Annotated in this window: 26 protein-coding genes; 21 read left to right on the top strand and 5 right to left on the bottom strand. The window is 47.2% G+C overall.

Annotated features, from left to right (window positions below; translation table 11 throughout):
* The first annotated feature begins 70 nt into the window (after positions 1-70).
* The 6 genes from AOC34_RS10220 to yjgA all read left to right on the top strand — a co-directional run bounded on the left by AOC34_RS10220 (position 71) and on the right by yjgA (position 2,410).
* On the top strand, positions 71-238 hold the full coding sequence (locus tag AOC34_RS10220; RefSeq protein ID WP_159074811.1) for a hypothetical protein: 168 nt from the start codon (positions 71-73) through the stop codon (positions 236-238).
* 115 nt (positions 239-353) lie between these two features.
* A complete protein-coding gene (locus tag AOC34_RS04455) occupies positions 354-812 on the top strand; it encodes a Smr/MutS family protein (RefSeq protein WP_108468953.1) in 459 nt (152 codons plus the stop codon).
* Positions 813-829: 17 nt separating this feature from the next.
* Positions 830-1,171 carry a DUF883 family protein gene (locus AOC34_RS04460; RefSeq protein WP_108468954.1) on the top strand — a complete coding sequence of 114 codons (342 nt, stop codon included), beginning with the start codon at positions 830-832 and terminating at the stop codon, positions 1,169-1,171.
* 11 nt (positions 1,172-1,182) lie between these two features.
* The gene (locus tag AOC34_RS04465) at positions 1,183-1,548 is read left to right on the top strand and encodes a phage holin family protein (RefSeq protein WP_108468955.1); all 366 of its coding nucleotides are present in this window, start codon (positions 1,183-1,185) and stop codon (positions 1,546-1,548) included.
* Entirely contained in the window at positions 1,545-1,856 is a 312-nt protein-coding gene (locus AOC34_RS04470; RefSeq protein WP_108468956.1) for a YqjK family protein, read from the top strand. Before AOC34_RS04465 ends, AOC34_RS04470 begins: the two co-directional genes overlap by 4 nt.
* Positions 1,857-1,903: 47 nt before the next feature.
* Complete coding sequence (gene yjgA, locus AOC34_RS04475) at positions 1,904-2,410, top strand: ribosome biogenesis factor YjgA (protein WP_108468957.1); 507 nt, start codon at positions 1,904-1,906, stop codon at positions 2,408-2,410.
* On the opposite strand, the gene AOC34_RS04480 is transcribed toward yjgA, so the two are convergent.
* The 3 genes from AOC34_RS04480 to AOC34_RS04490 form a co-directional block, all read right to left on the bottom strand.
* On the bottom strand, positions 2,407-3,717 hold the full coding sequence (locus AOC34_RS04480; RefSeq protein WP_108468958.1) for a DEAD/DEAH box helicase: 1,311 nt from the start codon (positions 3,715-3,717) through the stop codon (positions 2,407-2,409). The two genes, yjgA and AOC34_RS04480, sit on opposite strands and share 4 nt — an antisense overlap.
* 234 nt (positions 3,718-3,951) lie before the next feature.
* A complete protein-coding gene (locus AOC34_RS04485; RefSeq protein ID WP_234408172.1) occupies positions 3,952-4,887 on the bottom strand; it encodes a Bug family tripartite tricarboxylate transporter substrate binding protein in 936 nt (311 codons plus the stop codon).
* Positions 4,888-5,308: 421 nt separating this feature from the next.
* A complete protein-coding gene (locus tag AOC34_RS04490) occupies positions 5,309-6,115 on the bottom strand; it encodes an enoyl-CoA hydratase/isomerase family protein (protein WP_108468960.1) in 807 nt (268 codons plus the stop codon).
* Positions 6,116-6,181: 66 nt separating this feature from the next.
* On the opposite strand from AOC34_RS04490, the gene AOC34_RS04495 reads away from it, so the two are divergent.
* Genes AOC34_RS04495 through AOC34_RS04505 form a run of 3 tightly spaced genes read left to right on the top strand, consistent with a single transcriptional unit; the run spans position 6,182 to position 8,338 of the window.
* Positions 6,182-7,426, top strand: a complete 1,245-nt coding sequence (locus AOC34_RS04495; RefSeq protein ID WP_108468961.1) for a CaiB/BaiF CoA transferase family protein — start codon at positions 6,182-6,184, stop codon at positions 7,424-7,426.
* A 25-nt stretch (positions 7,427-7,451) separates the two neighbouring features.
* On the top strand, positions 7,452-7,850 hold the full coding sequence (locus AOC34_RS04500; RefSeq protein ID WP_108468962.1) for a VOC family protein: 399 nt from the start codon (positions 7,452-7,454) through the stop codon (positions 7,848-7,850).
* A 2-nt stretch (positions 7,851-7,852) separates the two neighbouring features.
* The gene (locus tag AOC34_RS04505; protein ID WP_108468963.1) at positions 7,853-8,338 is read left to right on the top strand and encodes a methyltransferase family protein; all 486 of its coding nucleotides are present in this window, start codon (positions 7,853-7,855) and stop codon (positions 8,336-8,338) included.
* A 20-nt stretch (positions 8,339-8,358) separates the two neighbouring features.
* On the opposite strand, the gene AOC34_RS04510 is transcribed toward AOC34_RS04505, so the two are convergent.
* Positions 8,359-9,957, bottom strand: coding sequence for a gamma-glutamyltransferase family protein (locus AOC34_RS04510; RefSeq protein ID WP_108468964.1), 1,599 nt, complete (start codon positions 9,955-9,957; stop codon positions 8,359-8,361).
* 290 nt (positions 9,958-10,247) lie between these two features.
* Here AOC34_RS04510 and AOC34_RS04515 point away from each other — a divergent pair, with 290 nt between their 5' ends.
* Genes AOC34_RS04515 through AOC34_RS04525 form a run of 3 tightly spaced genes read left to right on the top strand, consistent with a single transcriptional unit; the run spans position 10,248 to position 13,222 of the window.
* A complete protein-coding gene (locus tag AOC34_RS04515) occupies positions 10,248-11,348 on the top strand; it encodes a TRAP transporter substrate-binding protein (protein ID WP_108468965.1) in 1,101 nt (366 codons plus the stop codon).
* Positions 11,349-11,379: 31 nt separating this feature from the next.
* Entirely contained in the window at positions 11,380-11,904 is a 525-nt protein-coding gene (locus AOC34_RS04520; RefSeq protein WP_108468966.1) for a TRAP transporter small permease subunit, read from the top strand.
* The gene (locus tag AOC34_RS04525) at positions 11,897-13,222 is read left to right on the top strand and encodes a TRAP transporter large permease (RefSeq protein ID WP_108468967.1); all 1,326 of its coding nucleotides are present in this window, start codon (positions 11,897-11,899) and stop codon (positions 13,220-13,222) included. Before AOC34_RS04520 ends, AOC34_RS04525 begins: the two co-directional genes overlap by 8 nt.
* Positions 13,223-13,319: 97 nt before the next feature.
* Here the strand turns inward: AOC34_RS04525 and AOC34_RS04530 are convergent, their stop codons facing one another.
* On the bottom strand, positions 13,320-13,853 hold the full coding sequence (locus AOC34_RS04530) for a hypothetical protein (RefSeq protein ID WP_108468968.1): 534 nt from the start codon (positions 13,851-13,853) through the stop codon (positions 13,320-13,322).
* 55 nt (positions 13,854-13,908) lie between these two features.
* Here AOC34_RS04530 and AOC34_RS04535 point away from each other — a divergent pair, with 55 nt between their 5' ends.
* The 9 genes from AOC34_RS04535 to AOC34_RS04580 all read left to right on the top strand — a co-directional run bounded on the left by AOC34_RS04535 (position 13,909) and on the right by AOC34_RS04580 (position 24,609).
* On the top strand, positions 13,909-14,565 hold the full coding sequence (locus AOC34_RS04535; RefSeq protein WP_108468969.1) for a cupin domain-containing protein: 657 nt from the start codon (positions 13,909-13,911) through the stop codon (positions 14,563-14,565).
* Between the two features lie 81 nt (positions 14,566-14,646).
* Positions 14,647-15,768, top strand: a complete 1,122-nt coding sequence (locus AOC34_RS04540) for a glycosyltransferase family 4 protein (protein WP_108468970.1) — start codon at positions 14,647-14,649, stop codon at positions 15,766-15,768.
* A 4-nt stretch (positions 15,769-15,772) separates the two neighbouring features.
* Positions 15,773-17,812 carry a spermidine synthase gene (locus AOC34_RS04545; RefSeq protein ID WP_108468971.1) on the top strand — a complete coding sequence of 680 codons (2,040 nt, stop codon included), beginning with the start codon at positions 15,773-15,775 and terminating at the stop codon, positions 17,810-17,812.
* A 75-nt stretch (positions 17,813-17,887) separates the two neighbouring features.
* Complete coding sequence (locus AOC34_RS04550; RefSeq protein WP_108468972.1) at positions 17,888-19,588, top strand: GMC family oxidoreductase; 1,701 nt, start codon at positions 17,888-17,890, stop codon at positions 19,586-19,588.
* Positions 19,589-20,201: 613 nt separating this feature from the next.
* The gene (locus AOC34_RS04560; RefSeq protein WP_108468974.1) at positions 20,202-20,447 is read left to right on the top strand and encodes a DUF2188 domain-containing protein; all 246 of its coding nucleotides are present in this window, start codon (positions 20,202-20,204) and stop codon (positions 20,445-20,447) included.
* A gap of 2 nt (positions 20,448-20,449) precedes the next feature.
* On the top strand, positions 20,450-22,357 hold the full coding sequence (locus tag AOC34_RS04565; RefSeq protein WP_108468975.1) for an AAA family ATPase: 1,908 nt from the start codon (positions 20,450-20,452) through the stop codon (positions 22,355-22,357).
* Positions 22,358-22,372: 15 nt separating this feature from the next.
* Positions 22,373-22,852, top strand: a complete 480-nt coding sequence (locus AOC34_RS04570; protein ID WP_108468976.1) for a hypothetical protein — start codon at positions 22,373-22,375, stop codon at positions 22,850-22,852.
* Positions 22,853-22,993: 141 nt separating this feature from the next.
* The gene (locus AOC34_RS04575) at positions 22,994-23,332 is read left to right on the top strand and encodes a helix-turn-helix domain-containing protein (protein ID WP_108468977.1); all 339 of its coding nucleotides are present in this window, start codon (positions 22,994-22,996) and stop codon (positions 23,330-23,332) included.
* Complete coding sequence (locus AOC34_RS04580; RefSeq protein WP_108468978.1) at positions 23,329-24,609, top strand: type II toxin-antitoxin system HipA family toxin; 1,281 nt, start codon at positions 23,329-23,331, stop codon at positions 24,607-24,609. The genes AOC34_RS04575 and AOC34_RS04580 overlap by 4 nt, the downstream gene beginning before the upstream one ends.
* The last annotated feature ends 505 nt before the right edge of the window (positions 24,610-25,114 follow it).

Below are 25,114 nucleotides of genomic sequence, written 5' to 3' on the forward strand. Positions count from 1 at the left end.
GCACTGCAACGAAATCAGGTATGATCTAAGTATTAACCCTTAGATATTAACCCTTAAATCGGAGCATTATATGAATCAGACTATCGCAAACCCTTCTGTAAAAATTGAACTAAATACCTCATTTTTATCCGAAATGATCAATAAATTCAGCAACTTAGTGAGCATCATCCAGGAGTCTTCGGTTGAGGCAAATGAGCATTATAAGAAGCACTCGATTTTAGGCGGCGGCTGGGAATAAGCGGCAAATTGGCCTAGGATAGGCCCAATAGCAAGATCAAGAGAAGGGGTGAGTCCGTTGATTCACCCCTTCTTCTTTTGCTTATGGGGGCCATGTCCTTCGGTATAGTGCCCCAATGCCTAAAATCCAGCGGTCCCTGCCTGCAGAATGCCTCGATTGCGGCAATCCCCGACCATTAATGGGCCATTGCACGCATTGCGGCAGTACCGATTTACCGCAGGCCCTCACCGATACCGTAGTCATTAATTTAGAAGCGGGCGGCCCAACGGCAGAAGAGGCCCTGGATCGCCTCACGCAGCATGTGCGCGCTGCCAGTGAGGCTGGTATTCGGGCTTTGATTGTGATTCATGGCTACGGCTCCAGCGGCTCTGGCGGCAAGATTAAATGGGTTTTGCGCGATGCCCTGGAAAATAATTATTTCTCGGATCGGGTAGACGAGTACCATTTTGGTGAAGATCTAGCGCTTGGCAGCAGTGGCTACCAGGCCGTAATTAAACGCCGCGCTAGTCTCAAACAGCACTTAAGTCAGTTTAAGATAGGCAATGCGGGCATGACTGTATTGCTAATGCATTAAAGAGGAAAAGATAAAGAATGACTACCCACCACGCACCGAATACCAGTAAGGCTGCCAAAGAGCCAGTTGATACGGCGCAATTGCTCGCCGACTTCAAGACTTTGGTAGCGGATGCCGAGGCATTGCTCCATGCGACTGCAGACCAAGGCGGCGAGGGTATCGCGCAGATTCGAGCACAGGCACAGGATTCATTGGCGCAAGCAAAGACCAACTTAATGGATGTGCAGGATGAATTAACTGCAAAAGCCAAAGCCGTGGCAGCCGATGCCGACGCCTACGTCCATGAGAAGCCGTGGCAATCCATCGGCATTGCAGCAGGCCTGGGTTTGCTGATCGGCCTATTAATTAGCCGTCGCTAAAAGGAATTCGCATGTCAGTAGAGGCAATGCTGTCATCGGTTAAAAGCATAGGATCGACTGCGCTCGAGATCATTGAAACTCGTCTAGAGCTATTTTCCAGCGATATTCAGATTGGTTGGCAACGACTGCTTTCCGTTTTAGTGCTCGTCATCGTCGCACTCTTTAGTGTGTTGTTTGGTCTCGTGCTGCTTGCTATCTTGATCGTCGTTTTATATTGGGATACGCATCGGGTATTGGTATTGTCTTTAATGACGGGTGGCTTTTTATCCATTGGGATCATCCTGGCTTTATTTGTGCGCGCTCAAATGAATGCGATGCCGAAATTGTTTGAAGCTAGCTTGGGTGAGCTAGCCAAAGATCGAGATCACTTGGCATGAGCGCACGCTTAAATCGGCTCTTAGAGCGGCAGCAGCGCTTGATTGCTAAATCGGCTGCGCAGCGTGCCACCATTGCAGCGGATATGCGCGTATGGCAAAAGCCATTTGCATGGGTTGATCGCGGTCTTGGAGTAGTACAGCTCATTCAAAACAACCGTGTTCTGCTGTATGCTGCTTTTGCTTTATTGGCGAGCTATAAGCCGGCGGGAGCTCGTAAGCTGGTGGTATTTGCGGTGAGTGCGCTGAAGGTAGCCCACCACGTACGTAATTTAATTTCACCCAGTAAATCGTCCAAACCAAAGCTCTGAGTTGACTGTCCGCGGTACTGGGTAGGATTGCGACTAAACTATGCCTTATGCCATTGAAACCCGAAGAAGACGATCTAGGTCCGAGTAAGTCAGAATTAAAGCGCGAGATGACTGAGCGCCAAAAATTGGCCGAAGTGTTATCGAAGTTAAGTAGCGATGCACTCAAGAGCGTTCCGCTCGAAGAAAACATTCGCGATGCAATTGCGCAAACCCAAAAGATTAAAACCTTTGAAGCCCTGCGGCGCCATAAGCAGTATCTCGGTAAATTGATGCGCGCACTCGATGCCGAGGAAATTGCTGCGATTGAAAAGCGACTGGAAATTATTGAAGGTCCCGGTAAAGTCGAGACAGCAAAATTACATCAGCTGGAGGCGCTACGCGATCGACTGATTGCGGATGATGCTGCCTTGACTCAGCTCATCGAGCGCTTTCCAGACCTGGATGTACAAAACGTCCGTACGCTGATTCGGAATGCGCGAAAAGAAAAGGAGCTGAATAAGCCTCCTAAAGCGTATCGCGAAATTTTCCAGCTACTACGTGGTTTAGACACTTAACTAGACTTACGTGCCGGTCTTGCTTGCGGGCGGCGTGGCGCGTTACCGGGTCTTGGCGCATTTCCAGTCTGCTTTTTGCTTGCCTGCCCCTGACCTCGACCTTGACCTTGACGCTGCCCTTGTCCTTGGCCACTTCGCAACTGAATGGGTTGCGGTTTGGCGTGTGGATCTGGCTCAAATCCGGCAATCACTTCCTGCGGTAAGGTTTGTTTGATCAGTCGCTCAATATCACGCAGCATTTGATGCTCGTCAACGCATACTAGGGAAACCGCAACACCATTGGAGCCAGCGCGGCCCGTGCGCCCGATGCGGTGGACGTAATCTTCTGGCACATTAGGCAGGTCATAGTTAACCACGTGGGGCAGCTGATCAATATCAATGCCGCGGGCAGCAATGTCGGTGGCGATCAACGCTGTTAATTTGCCAGCCTTAAAGTCGGCCAAGGCCTTGGTCCGAGCAGATTGGCTTTTGTTGCCATGGATGGCCATGCAAGTAATGCCATCCTTTTCTAACTGCGTTACTAGCTTATTGGCACCATGCTTGGTGCGTGTGAAGACCAATACTTGCTCCCATTGATTCGACTTAATCAAGTGCGCCAACAACGGGTGTTTGGCAGTACGGTCTACCGGATGAATCTTTTGGGCGATCGCCTCGTTGGTGCTATTGCTGCGGGCCACCTCAATCAGGGCTGGGGAATTGAGAAGGCTATCAGCCAAGGCTTTAATCTCAGTAGAGAAGGTAGCCGAGAACAAGAGGTTTTGGCGTTGCTGCGGTAGGGCTGCCAAAATTTTCTTAATATCGCGCAAAAATCCCATGTCCAGCATGCGGTCTGCTTCATCCAGCACAAGAATCTCAACGCCTTTGAGGGACACTGCATTTTGACTCATGAAATCCAATAAGCGGCCTGGTGTTGCCACCAAGATATCAAGACCACTTTGGATGGCTTTGAGTTGCGGGTTAGGGCCAACGCCGCCAAAAATGACGGCAGACTTGAGTTTGGTGTACTTGCCATAGGTCATGACAGACTCATGGACCTGCGCAGCTAACTCACGGGTGGGGGTCAAGATAAGCGCACGAATAGCGCGGCGACTACCCGCTACTGGCGGCGCTCCCACAATGAGGCGCTGCAAGATGGGTAGGGTAAAGCCGGCCGTTTTGCCGGTGCCCGTTTGGGCTGCTGCCAATAGGTCGCCGCCTTTGAGAACCGCGGGGATCGATTGGCTTTGAATTGGGGTTGGGGTGGTATAGCCATGCTCTTTGATGGCTAAAAGGATAGGGTCGGATAAACCGAGTTCTGTGAATAACATGTAAACCAATACAAAAATAAAACAAAAAATGAAAACAGGAAGAACTAAAAAGGTAATCAGAAAGAAGGATGTGGAGCTGAAACGACTGGCGTTTTCAGAATGGATCCCTTAAGTATTTCTAGGCGATCTGGCTCTTCGAGCGCAAGAGGTCAAACGACCTCAGTACGGAGAATAGCACAGCGGGCATGAAAAAAGCCGCTGATGCAGCGGCTTTTTCAGTGGAGCTAGACCGAATTAATCGAGTTTGGCACCGGATTTTGCGACAACAGCAGCCCAGCGCTTCACGTCTGCGCTCACTTGCTTACCGAATTCTTCGCCGTAGAGGTTTGGAATCTCGGAGCCGTTCGCAGCCCAAATTGCTTTGAGCTTTGGTGTGTTGAGTGCTTTTTGAACTTCCGCAATCATCTTGTCAACGATGGGCTTCGGTGTGCCGCGTGGGGCGAACAACGAATACCAGGTTGACACGATATAGTCTGGCATACCGGCTTCTACAAAGGTAGGCACATTTGGAATGGCAGCATTGCGAGTCTTCGATCCAACCGCAATCGCAACCAATTTACCAGCATTGATTTGTGGTGCAGACGTTGCCAAACCATCAAACTCCAGATCAACCTGACCGGCTAACAAGTCACTCATTGCTGGACCTGCGCCACGGTAAGGAATGTGGGTAATAAAGGTGCCCGTTTGAATTTTATAGAGCTCGCCAGCCAAGTGATGCACTGTACCGCTGCCGGCGCTAGCGAAGTTGAACTTACCTGGATTCTTTTTCATCAGCTCAACGAATTCTTTGGCATTGCGCGCGCTGACTTTTTGTGGGTTCACAACTAAAACCTGAGGCACGTTCGCAAGCATGGCTACCGGAATAAAGCTCTTCTCAATGTCGTAATCCAAGTTCTTATACATTGAAGGAGCAATGGTGTGGTGAGTGGCGCCCACAAACCAGTTATAGCCATCGGGTGCTGCTTTAGCTGCAGCAGAGGCGCCAACGGTACCACCAGCACCGCCGCGGTTATCAATAATTACTTGCTTACCCAGTTGCTCGGTTAGCTGGGCAGCCAAGGGGCGTGCAAACGCATCAGTACCGCCGCCTGCTGGGAATGGGTTCAGAAATGTAATAGGCTTAGCTGGCCATTCCTGTGCAATTGCTGCAGTGCCTGTTACCAAAGACATGCAAAGCGCGGTCTTTAGTAACTTCTCAATCAATGCGTTTTTGATCATTATTCTTCTTCCTTCTTCATTAAAAAATTGGCTCAAACGTAATTCGGTACTTCAAAAATTCAATACAGGAGTTCATCGAACGAAAAGAGTCTAGCTGAGAATCACCAATAAAAAAGTGACAAAGGTCAATTAACCCCTGCACCGCATTGTTGACGTTGTCTCACTCTAGCGGTCTTCCGCCGTATTATTCTTGTAACAAAGGGCTATTTTTCATTGAATTTCTTCTTAGCCATATAGCGGTTTACCCCTAGCGACTGCAGTGCAGTCTAGCTGAGTACTAACCTAAATGAACTCAGTTGAGAGTATGAAGAAAGCCCTCTTATATAGAGTTAGGACGGCGATATGTTTTTTTTACCGGATTGGTAGTCAAAATCTATTTACCTTCCCACCTAGGGGGTATTCCGCTTAAAAAGGCATTTACACCAGCTTTAAAGTCAGCGCTGCCATAGCACTCCTGTACCAAGTCATCGCAATTGGGCAACTGGCTTCGCAAGATACGGTGAATGGTTGCTTTTGAGGCCTTCTGGGTGACCGGCGCAAGTGAGCTGAGTCTGCTTGCTAAAGCGCTTGCGGCGCCATCGATCTCTTCAGCAGAGTAGGTTTTCAGAATAAAGCCGTTTGCAAGCAATTCACTCGCCGGCACAAGCTCAGCCAAAAGCAACATGCGCTTTACGATACCGACCCCGAGGTGATGGATCAGCCAAGCGACATTGCCAGCGGATAGGCAATTTCCGAGGGTACGGGCAATGGGGACGCCAAAACGAGCGTCGTGTGTAGCAATCCGAAAATCACAGCAACTGGCAATCGCAAGGCCACCACCCACGGCCAAGCCCTCCACCACAGCAACGGTTGGGATCGGCAAATCCATTAAAGGCGCAAAGTAGCTATCAATCGACGCCTCATAGGCGATGCCGTCAGCGCCGCTGGTAAAGCTACTGAACTGCGCAATATCACTGCCGGACACAAAGGATTGCCCACCGGCGCCGCGCAGAATCACCGCCCGAATGCTTGGCGTCTGGGCAATTTCCAGGCAAATGCTACGCAGTCGCTCATACATCGCTACGGTCATGGCGTTGCGCGCGGCTACATGATCAATGGTAATGTGGGCAATACCTTGATCGACTGAGAAGAGGACTTGAGCTACTTTGGAGATGGGGGAGGGTGGCGTTGTTGAGCTCATAAATGATTTATATTAGACGATTGGTTCATTCTAAATATAAAAGAACCGGTTTAAGTAAGTGAGACCATGACAAATTCCACGCAACAGGTAAATAAGCCACTGCAGGCTGCCAATCGACCACTGCCGCTTGCCGGAGTGCGCGTCTTGGATGTCAGTCAAGTGATGGCAGGACCATACTGCTGCATGCTCCTAGCTGACCTCGGCGCCGATGTGATCAAGATTGAGCCGCCTGGCACGGGCGATCAGACCCGGGGCGCTATGGGTTTCAAAATGAAGGGCTCCGATAGCATGGGCTTTTTAAACATGAACCGCAATAAGCGCAGTGTCGCCCTCAATCTAAAAAGCAAAGCGGGCAAGCAGGTCTTTTTTGAGCTGGTGAAGACCGCTGATATCTTGGTTGAGAACTACCGTCCCGGTGTTATGAAAAAGCTTGGAATTGACTATGCCGTTTTAAAAGACATTAACCCTGGCTTGGTTTATGCCAGCATTTCTGGATTTGGTCAAACGGGCCCGTGGGCAGAGCGCCCTGGTTTTGATTTGATGGCCCAGGCCATGTCGGGAGTCATGAGCGTTACTGGCTATCCCGATGGCCCACCCGTAAAGGCAGGGGTTCCAGTTGCCGATATTGGCTGCGCACTCTTTGCGGTCTATGCCATTTTGGCAGCGCACATTGGTAAGAAAAATACTGGAGAAGGGCAGTTTATTGACGCCTCTTTATTTGACGCAGCATTGGCATTTTCAATTTGGGATACCTCGCAGTATTGGGGAACCGGAGTGGAGCCCTATAAGCTAGGGACCGCCAATCACATGAGTGCCCCTTACCAAGCTATGAAAGCATCCGATGGCTACTTTGTAATGGGTGCCACAAATCAAAAGTTGTGGGCTTTGCTCTGCGAGAAAATAAACCGACCTGATCTTATGACTGACGCTCGTTTCATCACGAACCCATTGCGACTTGCCAATCGTGAAGTGCTAGTCGCCGAACTTGAAAAGACCTTTGTGACTAAATCCGGAGCAGAGTGGGTCGATCTATTGCTGGCTGAAGGCATTCCGGCGGGTCCAATCAACACCTATCCCGAAGCATTTGAGAGTGAACATGGCAAGCACCGTCAAATGCGCATGGAAATTGATCATCCGATTGAAGGCAAGGTCCCGAATATTGGGTTTGCCGTGAAGTTGTCGGGCACGCCTCAACAGGTTCGTATGCACCCGCCTTTGTTGGGCGAACATACGAATTCAGTCTTGGCCGAAATTGGCATTACGGGCGAGGCGCTCAAAGCCTTTGAGGCTGATGGCGCTTTTTTGCCGTAATTGAATAACAGCACTGGAGCCTCTCATGAATACCTTAATTGACCGCATTGACCACATTGTTCTCACCGTTACGGACATTGAAATCACCACTCAGTTTTATGAAAAAGCCTTTGGCTTTGAGCGTGAGTTTTTTAGGGGTCCGGAAGGCCAGCCACGCCATGCTTTGCTTTTTGGCCAATTGAAAATTAATTTGCAAGATCGCAATACAGAGACGCCTACTAAAGCACGCATTCCGACGATTGGTTCTGGCGATTTTTGCTTGATTGCCTCAGTGCCATTAGATGACTTTATCAAGCACCTTGAGGCACAACAAATCCCAATTGATGTTGGTCCGGTTTCACGTCGCGGCGCTTTAGGTCCGATACGTTCGGTTTACTTGCGTGATCCTGACGGTAATTTGGTAGAAGTGGCTGAGTACGTTTAGCGATGGCGCCTCAAGTACAAGCACCCAGAGGTAGTGGAATTAGTTTTGTTCTAGTACAGGCAGTTTTGCTGGGGATTCTTTTTTTTGGGCCGGCTCATTTAAATCCAGATGCCAACATAGATGCCCCTAAGGGTTTGCTGTTGTGGTGCGGTTACGGTATTTTTATTCTCGGTACCGTCATTGCGCTGATAGCAGCAATTAATCTAGGAAAAAATTTAACGCCTTTACCAAGACCAAAAGAAAATACTGAGCTAATTCAGCGCGGCTTATATCGTTTTGTACGACACCCGATTTATTTTGGAGTGATTGTGTTGTCCTTGGGTTGGGGGCTAATTCAGCAATCGGCCTTGGTTTGGCTGTATGTATTGATCATTGCCATCTTCTTTGATATCAAATCACGTAAAGAGGAGCAGTGGCTAGTAGAGCGGTTTTCTACTTATGCCGACTACCAAGGGCGAGTACGTAAGCTCATCCCTTGGGTTTATTAAAGGCACTCTCGGCGAAGCGCTTAGAACGCAGCAACAGCCCCATCACTTCGTGGATCCCAGCCGCCGCGCAGCACTCCTGAGGGCTCCCGAATGATGCAACCGGCATGGCCGACAGTCTCATCAAAATCACCGAGTATTTCAATATCGTGCCCCATGGCAGCAAGCTGTGACACTACTTTGCTATCAAAGCGGGATTCCAATTTGAGGCTGTCACTGGTTTGGCCCCACGTTCTGCCGAGTAACCAGCGTGGTCTGCTGATGGCATCCTGTGGATTCAGGCCGTAGGTTGCGGTACGCGTAAACACAGCGCACTGCGTCTGTGGCTGACCGTCTCCGCCCATCGTGCCGTAGACCATGGATCGGCCATCTTTAAATAATGCCAGGGCAGGGTTTAGTGTGTGAAACGGTTTGCGATGCGGCTCAAGCGTATTGAGGTTGTGTGGATCCAATGAAAAACTGCAACCCCTGTTTTGCCAATTCACGCCGGATTTTGGCAATACAATTCCAGCGCCAAACTCGTGATAAATACTTTGAATGAAGGAGACGCATCGGCCTTCGCCATCCACTACGCCCATCCAAATGGTATCGGCTGGGCCACGACCAGCACCCCAAGGCAGGGCTTTCTGTCCATCTACCTTCGACGCTAAATTCTTTAAAAAATCAGGGCTTAAAAAGTGCTGCGCATGGTGCGCCATGTATGCAGGGTCTGTCACATGTTGGTCACGCACCTTGAATGCTTGCTTGGTTGCCTCAACGCAGTGGTGGACGTATTCAGCGCTGTCGACATCAAATCGTTTTAAATTGAGCTGATCCAAAATGCCCAAGATCATGAGGGAAACAACGCCTTGGGTTGGCGGCGTCATGTTGTAGACATTGCCTAAGCTGTGTTTGAGTTCAAGTGGGTCAATTAATTTTGCCTGATGGCGATGCAAGTCGGCCAAACGCAGTGGACTGCCAATGGCCGTTAATTCTTTCGCAAGTAACTCAGCGAGTTCGCCTCGGTAATAGTCGTCGGTTCCTCTTTTTGCAATCTGCCGGAGGGTGGCAGCAAGCCTGCCTTGCTTAAAAATGCTACCTACTTCTGGACTTTTGCCATTGACTAAAAAAGTTTCAGCAAAGCCTGGAATGGGCGATAACTCGGAACGTTTTTTTTCAGTCAAACTCGATTGGCTGAAGGTGACAGGCACACCAGCTTCGGCATAATGAATTGCATCCTCTAGCAGGCGAGATAAGGGTAGTTTGCCACCCAGGCCTTTTTTAGATAAGGCATGTGCAGCGCCCCAGCCTGAAATGGTTCCAGCAACCGTATTGGCTGCTACTGGGCCACGAAAGGGAATGGCTTTAGTGATGCCTTGGTCTGCATACCATTTCTTTGTCGCCAATCCTGCAGATGCACCACACGCATCAATACCACCCATCGCTTTGCCTGGAGCATGCACAACCCAAAACGAGTCGCCGCCTATGGAGTTCATGTGTGGATAGACTACGGCAATCGTTGCCGCTGCTGAAATCATGGCCTCTAAGGCATTACCACCTTCGCGCAACACAGCAAGTGCTGATTCAGACGCGAGCGAGTGTGGCGCTACCGCCATTCCTTGGATACCCCATTTTGCTTGCATTGTTTTGTGTTTCCTTAATTGCGGTTAACCACTAAATGAAAACCAGTAGTTTAGATTCTTTTAATCACCAAATTGAAGCATGAGACAGAATCATCCCAAAAAAAGTGCAGGTCATGCACTGAATTAGGGAATGTCCTGAGTACACGCTGAGAGCTATGCACTACATTGATTCTGTGGCAAAAATGAAAACTTGTTGGCTTGTAATGCGCATAAGTCATACACAAAAACTTGATGCGCATCAAGTTTTAACCTTTACTGTGTAGTTAGTATTTTTTCAGGAGGACTCAATTATGAAAACAAACCGTCGTAAGTTTCTCAGTACAGGAATTGGTGCAGGTGTTGTTGGGGCTACCTTAGGCGCTCCAGCCATTGTGCAAGCGCAATCATCACAAACATTTAACTGGAAAATGACCAGTGCCTATCCAAAAGGGTCGCCTTTCTACATGGACGGCCCTGGTAGCGCAACGGACCTTGCTAAGCGCATTGGCGAGATGTCCAATGGCCGCTTGAAGATTCAGGTATTCGGTGCTGGTGAGTTAATTCCAGCATTTGAGGGCTTTGATGCCGTACGTTCAGGTACCGTCGAAATGAATCACGCCAATAGTTATTTTTGGACCGGCAAAACAGCTGCCGCCCAATACTTCACGGCCGTACCTTTTGGTCTGAATTTCCAAGGCATGAATGGCTGGTTATATGACGGCGGCGGTATTGATCTCTGGAACGAGACCTATGCCCCATTTGGCATGGTTGCAATGCCTTGCGGTAATACTGGCGTGCAAATGACCGGTTGGTTCAAAAAGAAAATCAATACCGTAGCGGATCTAAAGGGCTTAAAGATGCGCATCCCTGGTCTCGCTGGTAAGGTCTATGCTAATTTGGGCGTCGATGTGAAGGTACTCCCAGGCGGTGAGATTTTCCCGGCACTGGAGCGTGGCGTTATTGATGCAGCTGAGTTCGTGGGTCCATTCCAGGATCGTCGTCTTGGCTTGCAAAAAGCAGCGAAGTTCTACTACACCACAGGCTGGCATGAGCCTGCAACTACTTCTGAGCTCCTAATCAATAAAGCAGCTTGGGAGAAGTTGCCGAAGGACCTGCAGGCCGTAGTCCAAAATGCGTCTGCCGCATGTAATGTTATCGGCGAAGCATGGTGCCAGCGGAATAACGCAGAGGCGATGGAAGACCTAGTCAAGAAGCAGGGCGTAACTGCATTACCTCTGCCGGATTCGGTTGTGTCTGCGATGCGCGCTGAAACGAAGAAGATTTTGGATGCGGCTGCAGCGGCTGACCCAATGACAAAGAAAGTACACGACTCGTATTTTGCTTTTAAGCGGAACTATGATGTTTGGGCTTCTTACAGTGAGGCCACATACCACAACAAAGTACGCGGCTAATTTTTTTTAATTATTTGAGTTAGGAATTCGTGTGCAAAAGTCCTTAAATACAATCGCAGCGCGTATTGAAGGCTTACTTGATCACATTGGCAGGGCCACGTCGTATGTGGCCCTTGCCATTGTGGGCTTGATAGTCATCAACGTAACATTGAGATACAGCATGAGCCTCGGGACCGTATGGGCGCAGGAGCTCGAATGGCATCTATTGGCGGCATTGATCTTGTTTGGCATGAGTTATGCATTACTCCGCGGCGACAATGTCCGGGTTGATCTGTTTTATGCCAATTACAAACCCAAAACAAAGTTGTATGTTGATCTGTTATCGGCCGCATTAACGGTGGTGGTGGCAATCTTATTCATCTTTCTCTCGATTAAGTATGTCAACCAATCCTTTTCGATTGGGGAGATGTCACCAGACCCCGGGGGAATTCCATACCGCTGGATGGTGAAGGCGCTCATTCCCATTGGCTTCTCTCTTTTAGTGCTTCAAGGTGTGGGCGAGTTTTGTCGCGTGATTGTGAACTACCAAACAAAAGGCGAGGGCAATCATGTTTGAGATGCAAACCATGGCTATTTTTATGCTCATTGGCTTTTTTGTAATGCTAATGATCGGTGTACCAGTCGCCATTACCCTCGCAACCGTTGGTTTTGTGTTCGGATATTTGGGTTTTGGGCCAGTGCTATTCAACCTCTTGCCGGCACGAGTTTTTGGCGTGGTTGCGGGCTATCAGTGGCTTGCCATACCCTTGTTTATCTTTATGGGGATTACGCTTGAAAAATCAGGGCTAGCCGATGATTTATTGGATGTGATTGGGCACGTCGCTGGTGGCGTTAAAGGCGGCATGGCAGTTGGCATCATTCTATTTGGTGCCTTAATGGGTGCCACCACGGGTATCGTTGGCGCAACCGTGATCACCTTGGGCTTATTGACCCTGCCAACCCTGATTCGGCGTGGCTATGACAAAAGTATTGCCTGTGGGGCCATTTGTGCATCTGGTACCTTGGGACAGATCATTCCACCCAGTTTGATCTTGATTTTGCTTTCCGACATCATGCAGCTTTCGGTTGGAACCCTGTTTGCGGCTGCAGTTGGCCCCGGAATGTTATTAGTCCTTGTTTACATCGTTTTCATTCTGATTCTGGGCTGGCTCAAGCCTGATCTAATGCCACCAATACCCAAAGAAGAGCGCAGCCGTGTCTCTGGAAAAGAGCTGTGGATCCGATTCTGGAAAGTGGTTGTACCGCCAATCATGCTGGTCGTTGCCGTGCTTGGTTCGATTGTTGCTGGAATCGCGGCGCCAACCGAAGCTGCTGCGATGGGTGCAATCGGTGGCGTAATCGTAACTATTTTCTCTGGACGCTTTTCATGGGCCAAGCTGAAATTGGTTGCGCTGGACACGACCAAAATCAGTGCCATCATGATGTTTATTTTAATCTGCGCACAAGTATTTGCACTCTCGTTCCGCGGGCTAAATGGTGAAGAATTAATTGCAGGCATGTTTGAGGTGATTCCAGGCGGCGTCAATAGCGATATTTGGTTTATGTTGCTGCTCATCTTTATTCTGGGTTTCTTCATTGAGTGGATTGAAATCAGCTATATCGCTGTCCCACTATTCTTGCCGGTGCTCATAGCGCAGGGTGCAGACCCCGTTTGGATTGCAATGATGATCACTGTGTGTTTACAGTCATCGTTCTTAACCCCACCGTTCGGCTGGGCTCTGTTCTATCTAAAAGGAGTGGCACCGCCGGAAGTGAAGATTAAGCATCTGTACAAAGGAGTAATTCCTTTTGTGTTGATGCAGGGCGTTGCTTTGTTCTTGGTGTTTTACTATCCACAGATTTCTTTGTGGCTTCCAAAGACGATAGGCTGGTGATGTAATACTCTTTAGGCAATGCATCAAGAAAATCAGGATCGCAATGCGATCCTGATTTCTTTTAAAGGCGGGCAACCGAACTTTTCTTAAACTTGTATTACTTTGCTTTAGAGCCAAACAAAATAGTACGAACCGCCTTATTACCAAGAGATTGATTTAATCCAAGCACAATCAGGTAAGGCCAGACGATGAGCCAATACATTAGTGATAGGGCGGCAATATAAACTGGGTCACCATGTCCAAATGAAGATACGGACTCGAGAAATGATTTTCCATGCAAAAGTCCATCGATCCCAGATTCGGCAAAGCTAAGCGCAATCACCACGCCGAGATAGACTATGGAATGCCAAAAGAGTGATTTAATTAGGCCACGATTGGCTTCCACATTTAATGGAAAGATTGCTTTACCGATCATCATGAATTTAGCGCACAAGCCCGCTTTAATGATGGCAAGACCAAAGGGGGTAATCGGAATAGCCTCTTCTCGTAATACCGCAAAGGTAAAGAATGCAATCGCGCAGAACCAGGCAGCAAAATACAGAGCTAGAAGTGAGGCTTGAACAAATTCATCCTTGACCCGGTGGCGAAGACTTTCTTTTACTTCTTTAATAGGGGGATTTGGAGTGTTCATCGCCAAATTGTAACGATCTTCTTACCTGGCGATTGCATTGATTTATTCTTGAGGGATGAATATTCACAGTGATTTTGCCGAGCGCATTGTTTTACAGACGGATGCACTGGTATGGCAAGCTTCGCCTCAGGCCGGTGTTATGCGTAAGTACCTCGATCGCTTAGGCGATGAGGTGGCCCGCGCAAGCTCGATTGTCCGATATGAGCCGAATACATCATTTGCACAGCATGCCCATGACGGTGGCGAAGAGATCTTGGTGCTCGATGGCTGCTTTTCGGATGAGAAGGGTGATTATTCTGCTGGAATGTATTTGCGCAATCCACCTGGTAGCCAGCATGCCCCTTTTTCAAAGAATGGCTGTACCTTGTTTGTAAAGTTACGGCAATTTGAGCGGTCGGATCACCAAGAACTTCGTATCAATACCAAAGCTAGCGATTGGTACCCCGGGCTAGTGCCCGGGCTATCGGTGATGCCGCTACATGAGCATCAGGGCATCAGTACGGCTTTAGTGCGCTGGGCTCCCAATACGGTATTTAATCCCCATGTGCATCCGGGCGGCGAGGAAATTTATGTTCTGGATGGCGTATTTCATGACGAGTTTGGGGTCTACCCCAAGGGGAGTTGGATACGCAGTCCACGATATAGCAAACATGCTCCATTTACTGGGTCGGAAGGTGCGCTTATTTACGTGAAGGTAGGGCATTTGGCGTAACGCTAGCGGCCCCAAAGGGCGTAGTTTTGCACCACAGCATGAATGGCTTGGTTATGTCCCTCAAAGTGTATGATTTGAGCCATGCAAACCGGCCTTAACCCATCCCAGCCAGCACCTACTATTCAGCACATTATTCAGATTGTCCGCAATTGGGGTCCCGTGGGCGGCATGGAATCTTATGTTTGGCATTTAAGCCATGCGCTAGCCGAGCGCAATTACCAGGTCACCATCATTTGCGAAAAATCCCATGCAGGTACCGATGCTGGCAACATTCATGTGATTGAAACGGGTTTATTACCAGCAAAGCCGCGTTGGATTTTGTATTGGCGTTTTGCAAATAAAGTGGAGGCCGTGGTTCAATCGATTCAAGGTCAGTGCATTGTGCATAGCCACGAGCGCTCTATTGGCCACGATCTCACCACCTTTCATTCGATGCCGTTTGCCGGAATAAAAGAGAAATCGATTTGGCGTCGATTATCGATTCGGGTATGGGCTTATTTGCGAATGGAGGCGCGTGAGCTTGGTGCATCACCGAATCCCGCTGTTGCTATTGTTCCCGTGTCCGCAGTCATTGCCAATGCGATTTCGAGGTATTACCCTTCGGTGGTGAATCAAATCGTCTCCCCCATTTCCCCAGGTGTCATGGTGATGCCACAACGACCACAGCGCATTGTCCCTATGGACGGTGGCACGATTGGTTTTATTGGAAAAGAGTGGGGCCGCAAGGGATTTGCTCTTTTTATGCAAATCGCAACGCAGTTACAAAAGCAACGTCCTCATTTGCAGCTCGTCGTGCTCGGCCCAGAGCAGGCCGAGGTAGCCGATCAGTGCCGCAACTATCCCGGCGCCATTGCGTTTTTGGGCTGGCAATCCAGCGGGTCTTTTTTTCAGGATCTGGATTTACTTATTCACCCGGCGTCCAGCGAGGCTTATGGCATGGTCATTGCTGAGGCGATGGCATGCCATGTGCCGGTACTCGTATCCGATGCCTGCGGGGCAGCAGTGGATGTGTCCGAACGCCATGGAACAGTTTTGTCCTTGCATGATCCAGTCAGCGAATGGGCGCAAGCTGGCGAGGCATTGCTCTGTAATGCACAGTCCATGGCGGGATATCTTCGGCCATGGGCGCAGGTTGCTACAGAATACGAAACGCAATACCGCGCCATTTCATCAAAAAAATACCAAACCACCACAAAACCATAACAACATGAAATACAACCTGCAGCTGACTTTTCAATATGGCCTCACCATTTTTCTGAGTGCGTTCTTGCTGTTTCAGGTTCAGCCCCTGATTGGAAAAATGATCTTGCCATGGTTTGGCGGCTCTGCATCGGTTTGGACAACCTGTATGCTGTTTTTCCAAGCTACCTTGCTATTTGGTTATATCTATTCGCATTGGATTGTGAAGGCGCTCAGCCCTTATCGGCAGAGCATATTGCACATCGCATTACTGCTGATTAGCTTGTCGTTGCTGCCATTGGCCGCCAGTGAGTCATGGAAGCCCGCCGGCAGTGAAAATCCGACTCTACAAATCTTAGGCCTTTTGTTTGCCTCGATCGGACTACCTTATTTTGTGCTATCAACTACCGGTCCTCTGATTCAGGCTTGGTTTGCACGTGAGCGTACGGGCGGCGTCCCTTACCGCTTGTTTGCCCTGTCTAATTTTGGATCGATGCTGGCTTTATTGGCTTACCCCATTGCCTTTGAGCCCATGCTGCCAACGCAATGGCAATCATATTGTTGGTCGGCTTTGTATGCCATCTTCGTTCTTACTTGTGGCATCTTGGCATGGCGCAATCGCCATAGCATCGCCCTGATTGAGGCGGAGAAAGAATCAGTAGCCGCACCCACCGCATTGCATTTATTAACTTGGATTCTGTTGGCAGCATGCCCTTCGATCCTGATGGTGGCGGATACCAGCTTCTTAACTGAAAACATTGCGCCCGTCCCAATGATCTGGGTTGCTCCTTTGGTCCTGTACCTACTGTCGTTCATTATCTGCTTTGAGGGGAGTGGTTGGTATCGGCGGAAGTTGTTCTTGCCTCTACTAGTAGCCTCGCTCTTCATTCTGGCTTATTTGCCTACGCTTGGCTTAAATGAGCTACCGGTGATGATTTCGACGGGCGTTAATTTGTTTTCATTCTTTGTGGTCTGCATGGTTTGCCATGGCGAGTTGGCGGCCCAGCAGCCAAATTCGCGCTACTTGACTACGTATTACTTAATGCTAGCCGTTGGCGGGGTGATGGGCGGTTTCTTTGTGGGCATTATTGCGCCATATTGGTTCACAGAAAATTATGAGCTATCCATTGGTATCGTATTAACTGGGATTGTGGTCGCATTGGTTTTTTTATCCAATACACGATTTAAAACGAAGCAACTCAAGTTGACGGCTGCCGCCGGTATTGCTTCCTTTCTGGTGCTCGTTAGCGTGATTCGCATTGACGATCATTCCCACGACATTGCCGGCATTGAGCTCAGCCAGCGTAATTTTTATGGCACCCTAAAGGTGTATGTGGATGAGGCCCGTGGTTATAAAACCATGCAGCACGGTCAGATTAGCCATGGCAGTCAGTTTACGGATCCCGCCAAAGCCCAAGAACCTACTACCTATTATGTTCGCGAGAGTGGGGTGGGCCAGGCGATTCTAGTCAAGTCCCAGTCCAGTGAGCCGATCAAAGTTGGCGTGGTCGGTCTAGGCGTTGGCACCCTGGCTGGGTATGCGCGTAAGGGCGACGTATATCGCTTTTATGAAATTAATCCGGACGTAATTGATGCCGCTCAAAAGCACTTTACATTTCTATCCAATAGCGCCGCCAGCATCCAGCATGTATTGGGTGATGCACGCTTACGCTTGGAGCAGGAGCCCAATCAGCAATTTGATGTGCTGGTGATTGATGCCTTTTCGGGAGATTCCGTACCCATTCATTTATTGACCAAGGAAGCATTTACGCAATACTTTAGGCACTTAAAGAGCGACGGCATCCTGGCGCTGCACATAACCAATCGTTTTTTGGACTTAAAGCCTGTAGTAAAAACAGCTAGTAATGCTTTTGATCAAGATGTGAAAGTAGTGCGCTTTGCCGCATCAGAAACCAAGGTGGGTTACCGGTCAGAGTGGGCGCTGATTAGCAAAGACAAAAAAGCCTTTCGGGATATTCAATTCGTCAATGCGGAAGAAATTGATACCCCAAAAGAGTTTAATTTGTGGCGTGATGATTACAGCAGTCTCTTGTCCATCATCAAATAGGCAGGTGGATCTGATTCAATCTTCGCTCGATACGTGACCGCAACGATTTTTGACTAATCTTCATCTCGTTATTCAATGACTTCATCTGCCACGCCACTGGAATTTGACACCATTATTGTCGGTGCCGGTAGTGCGGGCTGTCTTTTGGCTAACCGGCTCTCTGCCGACCCAAAACACCGGGTGCTATTACTTGAAGCTGGCGGTGAAGATGATTCGTTTTGGATTAAGGTTCCGGTAGGCTATTTATTTACGATTAACAATCGGCGAACGGATTGGTGTTTTAAAACAGAAGCGGATCCTGGATTGAATCAACGTTCGATTCATTACGCCAGAGGCAAGGGCATCGGTGGATCATCGTCCATCAATGCCATGATTTATATGCGCGGGCAGGCCAGCGACTATGCGCGCTGGTCAGAGCTGATAGGCGATCCCACATGGCAATGGGATAGAACACTAGAGACTTATAAATCACTCGAAGATTACTACGCCGGCGCTAATGCATGGCATGGCGACTCTGGCGAGATGCGCGTAGAGCGGCCCCGCGTGCAGTGGGACATTCTGGATGCGTGGCGTGAGGCAGCTAATCAGCAAGGAATACCGAAGATTGAGGAGTTCAATCGGGGCGATAACGAAGGTTGCGCCTACTTTCAGATGACGCAAAAGCGAGGAGAGCGTTGGTCGATGGCCGATGCCTACTTGCACCCCATTAGAGATCGCAAAAATCTAACCATACTGACTAAAGCCCAAGTGTTGCAGTTAAAACTACGCCCCATTAGTGCCGCAAGCTTAAATCAACATCGCTTCACGCAGTCGGCTTGGCACGACGCTCAAACGGAAGTGTATGGATTGGATTTTTTGCACGATGGCGTTCGCAAAACAGCCCTAGCCCAAGATCAGGTCATCCTCTCGGCCGGATCGATTGGATCGCCGCACCTAATGCAGGTTTCAGGGATCGGATCAAGACCCCATCTTGAGAGCATTGGCGTTAAAACCCAGGTAGAGCTACCTGGCGTTGGTGAAAATCTGCAAGATCATTTACAAATACGCACCGTATACCAGGTTGATAACTGCAAAACCGTCAACACGCTCTATAAAAATTGGCTAACCCGAATTGGCATGGGTCTGGAGTATGTGTTTAAGCGGACTGGGCCATTGACGATGCCACCATCTACGTTGGGTGCATTTACGAAAAGCGACCCCAGTCAGACAAGTGCCAATATTGAATGGCATGTGCAGCCTCTATCCTTGCCTAAATTTGGCGAGCCACTGCATCCATTTAATGCGATTACGCCAAGCGTATGCAATTTACGCCCCAGCTCGCGTGGCTGGATTAGGGCGGTATCGCCTGACGCCCTGCAAGATCCGCAGATTCATTGCAACTACTTATCTACGTCCGATGACATGGCGGTAGCTGTTGCCAGCCTAAGGATTACTCGGGAGATCATGGCCAGCCCCGCACTCCAGCCATTTAATCCAAAAGAGGTACTGCCTGGACCTGATATTCAAAATGATGCGGACTTAGAAGAGGCGGCCCGAAATTTAGGGACTACCATTTTTCATCCCGTTAGCACCTGTGCTATGGGTAAGGTAGATCAATACGGCAAAGCAGAAAATTCCAACACAGTACTTGATTCAGAATGCCGTGTCAGAGGCGTTGCTCGGCTGCGGGTCATCGATGCATCTGCCATGCCTTGCATTACCTCTGGCAACACCAATGCTCCTGTTATGTTGATTGCAGAGACAGTGGCGCTAAAGATGCTCGCAGAGCGAGCATAGTATCTGGCTAGTAAAAAAAGACTAGCCTCTACGACGTAAAAGAATCAGTGCACAATTGCTTTTTGAGCTAGTTTCCTGCGTTTATTAAGCAGCCAAGCGGTATGGATTCGGGTGAGGACCATGATTGGCCACAGTGAAGCGCAAAGTAGAACCCAGAAAATACGACTTTCAAAAAATGGGTTTTCTTCTGAGCCTTTTGCCGTGTGAGGTCCCTCGCTAAATAAGTGCCGCTTTGAAAACGTTGCAAACCCAAAACAGGCACCAAAGAGTATAAAAAGGCTGATATAAATCGAGTCGCTCATCATTTTTACCTCACAGCAGTTGTGTAAAGTAAATATTACATTAAAGATGTAAAAGAAAAAGCCCCTTATTTTCTAAAGGGGCTTTTGATGTATTTGGCTCCTCGACCTGGGCTCGAACCAGGGACCTACGGATTAACAGCAACGGAGTCTCGGAAAATCCACAACCAATACAAGCGGTTGCGTCTGTTAAACCTCGGTGCGCTATGAAGTGCGCTAAAAAAGTTTCGATGTATTTCTCAGAAAACACTTATCAAAACTATAGGTAATGCCATATACTGAATACTGTTTATATATACAGTTAAAGGCTACAAATGGCTAATTTAAAGAAATACGAGGTTGGTTACGACCGTAAGGCAGAAAATTGGAAGTTAAAAGAGCAAGGCAGTAGCAAAGTCATAGCAGAGTCTGGCATTAAGGCGGGCTTGGTAACTGGTGGAAAATTAGCTCAGCTCCTTAGAGGTGAAGGCGGTTCAGTTCGAATCAAAAAAATGGACAACAAGATACAAGAGGAGAGAACGTATCCACGCTCAAAAGATCCTCAGAAGTCAAAAGGCTGAATATGAATCTAGTTAAAGCCGAAATTGTTAATTTTCGTTCAATTAAAAACTTGGAGATTAATTTTTCACCTGCGTGTAGGACGCTTGTTGGAATAAATGAATCAGGCAAGACGAACATTCTTAAAGCCTTAGCGTTTCTAGATAAAAATAAAAAAATTGACCTAGCTGATCTACGATACCCTCTGCAGGGTGAATCGCAGATTCAAGAATCCTATATAAAGTTTCATTTCTCGCTAAATGATTCACAGATTAGTGAGCTTATACAGGATTCTTTAGGTGAATTACTCTGCTCCGCCAAATCATCATCTAAGATATTTCAATTTAACGAGAAGTGGGTTGGGTTGAAAAGTGCATTTGAAGACTGCAATACAGTTTTTTATCGCGTAGACATCTTAAATGACAAGCGAACTTATAGTTACACCGTATTGAACGATGCCTTTCAATATGCAAATTCAATGTGGTTTAAGCCAAATTTATCGGTTGTGGGGGATGCAAAGGTATCGCCAGAGGATTTGAGGTTTATAAAAGATTTTGCATTTATTAACGCACAAGATTACCCCGATATACCAACGCATTACTTCAGCGAAATCACTCATGATGATTGGAGCAATTGGCTTGGAAACTCTATAGTCTCTAAGTTAGAGAAGTTATTTCCAAAATGTATTTTTTGGGATTATCAAGACAAGAATTTATTGCCATCATCAATTGATTTGAATGCATTTTTGCAAAATCCCGATAGCTGCCTCCCCCTTAAGAATATGTTTGAGTTAATGGGAATTGATAATATTCAGGAAGTCATTAATAGGGAACGAAGCAGTAACAAATTTGGACTGAGAAATTTGTTTGAAAGAGTTGGGCGGACTGCAACCGACCATGTGAGCAAGGTCTGGAAAGAATGCAGAGATCTTCAAATAACTTTGGAGCCTAATGGTCCCGTTACTATTGAGGCAGGCATCAAGGATTCATTCAATAGGTTTGAGCTCATAAATCGAAGCGACGGATTCAAAAGGTTTATTTCTTTTTTAATTATGATTTCCGCCAAGGTTAACGCGGGGACGCTTGAAAATACTCTTATCTTGATTGACGAGCCTGAAAATGGATTGCATCCATCAGGCGCGAGGTACCTTCAAAAAGAGTTGGTTAATATCTCCAAAAATAACGCAGTGGTGTTTAGTACACATTCTATTTTCATGATTGATAAATCATGCCTAGAAAGGCAGTTAATAGTCAAAAAGAAGGATGAGGTAACTGAAGCAATAGATGTTAATACTTCAAACTTTAGCGATGAAGAGGTGATTTATAACGCTTTAGGGTATTCAATATTTGAAGGCCTGTCGGAGAAAAATATCTTATTTGAGGGCTGGAAGGATAAAAAGCTATTCCAAGTGGCTTTAGGTGGTAAGCCCCCTGAACGGCACTCCAATATTAAAAGCTTATTTAAAACTCTAGGGGTTGCGCATTTACAGGGTGCATCTGATGCAAGAAGAGTTGCACCATTGCTCGAGCTGGCCAATAGAAAATATTTAATTGTTAGTGATGCTGATGATAGGGCTAAGAGTGAGCAAGCCTCATTTAATGGTATCGGTAAATGGAAAAGATGGGATGAGATATCTCCTTTGCATAAAATTATTACGGGTGAAGATTTTATAAAAAATGATTTTGTCCTCAAGTGCTTGAGGTTAGCTCTAAAGGAAAGTGGATTGTCAATTGAAGTAAGCGAAGAAGATCTAGCTGGTAATGGAGGAAAAATCGCAGCTATTGACAAATTTTTAGGGCGACATATGCAAAAAGATAAGCGGAAACCTTTCATTGATAGATTGAAAGATCGGATGGCAAACCAATTAACTAGAAAAGATTTGGAAGATTATTTTTATGACTACCTGGCTGAGTTGCCCAGTCAATTTGATTGAGATTAAAGGGGCTTAATGTATCCAATATCCATTGGTTTGGATGGCGCGATTCTTAGGATAGAGAAGTTAGCTGAGAATGGTCACTACGCAGAAGCATTGTTGACTACTGTTTTTACATATGAGAAAACCCTCAAGAGGAGTGTAAGAATCGCTATTCTTGCAAGAGGGTTCTCGTCAAGACAGGCTGATATGCTAATGAAGAAAGGTGGGCTTCAGTCGTTAATTGATTTGTGGCCAATATTCGATATTGACTTCATTCCTTTTGAGCGGGTTATTGGTCAAAACTCTTATCAAACGCTTAAAAAGGCAAGCAAGATGAGAAATGACCTAGTTCATGGTTCGTCAGTATTTAAATTGGACGCATGTAGAGAGATGTCAAAAATTTTACTGAGCCAAATTAAGGATTTGCATAGTATAGTTATAGGCAGATACGGTCGCGATCCATGGTCAAAAATACATGGCAAAAGAAATGCATCACTCCCGTGGACTTCTTAATAGATAGCGCTCTAAAAAACTTCACTTTTCCACTCTTTTAAATTGTTTTTCTGAAAATTCCGGTTTAGGCATTAATCTATAAATTATATTTGCTATTAAAATAGTAAATAAGGCCAATAGTATGCTATATTTACTACTATTATGTCTAATATAAAAGCTAAGTTTAAGACCAATTCTGAGCTTCAAGTAGAGCTTGGTCAGCGTTTGCGTCGCCTACGTTTACAGCGCAATATGCCAAGAGCAGAGTTAGCGGAAAAGGCAGGTGTTGCCGCAGGTTCGATTGCTAAAGCGGAGGCAGGCGAAGATATTCGTTTATCGACTTTGCTGGGATTACTGCGTGTATTGGGTGGCTTAGATCAGGTGCTTCAACTCATTCCAGTAGCGCAAGTATCACCACTTGAGGCGGTCGATCTTGGGCATGAGCGCAAGAACGCAAGACGCTTTGGAAAGAAGGCAACGATAGTAAAGGATAAGCCATGAGTGTTAGCGCCATCTCAGTCAACCTGTGGGGAAAAAGAGTCTGCGCTATCGCTGTAGATGCGAATGGTCAACTGAACACGCAGTTTGACCCACAGTTTCTGAAGTCGAATTTAGATATTGCACCGATTATTTTACCTATTGATGAGTTGCGTCAGAATCCTTCTCAAATACAACGATTTGATGATCTACCAGAGCGAACCTATCGAGGCTTACCTGCATTTTTAGTTGATTCGTTGCCAGATGATTTTGGTAACGCCTTGGTAAATCAATACATGGCCTCAAAAGGTATTTTGCCAAGAGATGTCACTGTATTAGATCGATTGGCTTACACAGGCAAAAGAGCAATGGGCGCATTTGAGTTTGAGCCAGCCAGTAAAGATATCGTTAAAAATAAAGCCGCCTTAGAAATGTCCAATCTTGTCGAGATGGCAAGAAGGGCCCTAACTGGTAATTTGGAAGATACGCCCGAGCAGTCTTTACAAGATTTACTGTCGGTTGGCACTTCTGCTGGTGGCGCAAGAGCAAAAGCGGTGATTGCTTGGAATCCTAAAACCAATGAGGTATTTGGTGGTCAGTTTGATGCGCCACCAGGATCGGAGCATTGGCTTTTAAAGTTTGATGGTGTTGGAGAGGATACTGAGCTTGGTTTGTCGGAAGGGTACGGCAGGGTGGAGTATGCCTACTACTTGATGGCAAAAGCAGCCGGTATTGACATGACTGAGTCCAAGCTCTTTGAGGAAAATGGCCGTTCACATTTTATGACCAAGCGCTTTGATCGCGAAGGTAATCAGAAGATTTTTTATCAATCGCTGTGCGGATTAATGGAAATGGATTTTAGGCAAAAGGGTGTGCATGACTATCAGCAATATCTGAGAGCAATCAATGCGCTCAGCTTAGGTCATGACGCTTTATCCCAAGCATTTAGACGTATTGCTTTTAATATCATGGCTCGTAATTGTGACGATCACACCAAGAACTTCGGTTTCTTGATGGGTCAAGATGGTGTTTGGAAATTGGCACCTGCTTATGACGTGATGTATGCCTACAACCCAAAAGGCGAATGGACATACCAACATTTATGTGGAATTAATGGTAAGTTTGATGGGCATACTAGGGCAGACTTAATGGCATTGGCAAAACAATTTGATATTAAGAAGCCAGAATTGATATTGGATGAAGTGAAGAGTGCCGTGAGCTCCTGGAAATCGCTGGCTAACGAAGTTGGGGTGAGCGCCAAATTAAGCAATGAAGTTTGGTCGAATTTGAAGTTGCTGTAATAAGTTAACGCCAGCATTAAAATACTTTTTAGAGTTGCAAACCTCAATTTTCTATTCATTCAATTGGCTCTTTGAGCGTTACTTTAAGTAACGCTTGTGAAATTGCTATTCCGCATTCTGTCTAAGGCCGAGCTTTTAAAGCGGCTAGGAATTCGCGTCACCCAAAAAAGCAGGGATACCTTATTAAAGCACTGCATACGAATTGGTCTGAGCCAGACAGCAGCTTTACGAATATGATCTATAGGAAATATGAAGAGCGAGAAGTGGCCCTTACCGATATATTCGATGCTGACGACCTGTATGATCTAATTAAGCATTAGCTACAATCGATTACTGAGCCAGTAGAATATTTTAGGGAGGGCATTTAGAAACAGACTTCCCCAACGTGTTGTGCCAGATTTGCTTGCATAGCCTCTTGCTATTATTCAAAAGCTTCTCAGCTATGACGCAACATTAGCTACCAACGCAAGCGGTAAAGGTGGGTATGACTTCCAGCCCATTAAGA

Source organism: Polynucleobacter difficilis, assembly GCF_003065365.1.
In the GTDB taxonomy this organism is placed as follows: Bacteria; Pseudomonadota; Gammaproteobacteria; order Burkholderiales; family Burkholderiaceae; genus Polynucleobacter; species Polynucleobacter difficilis.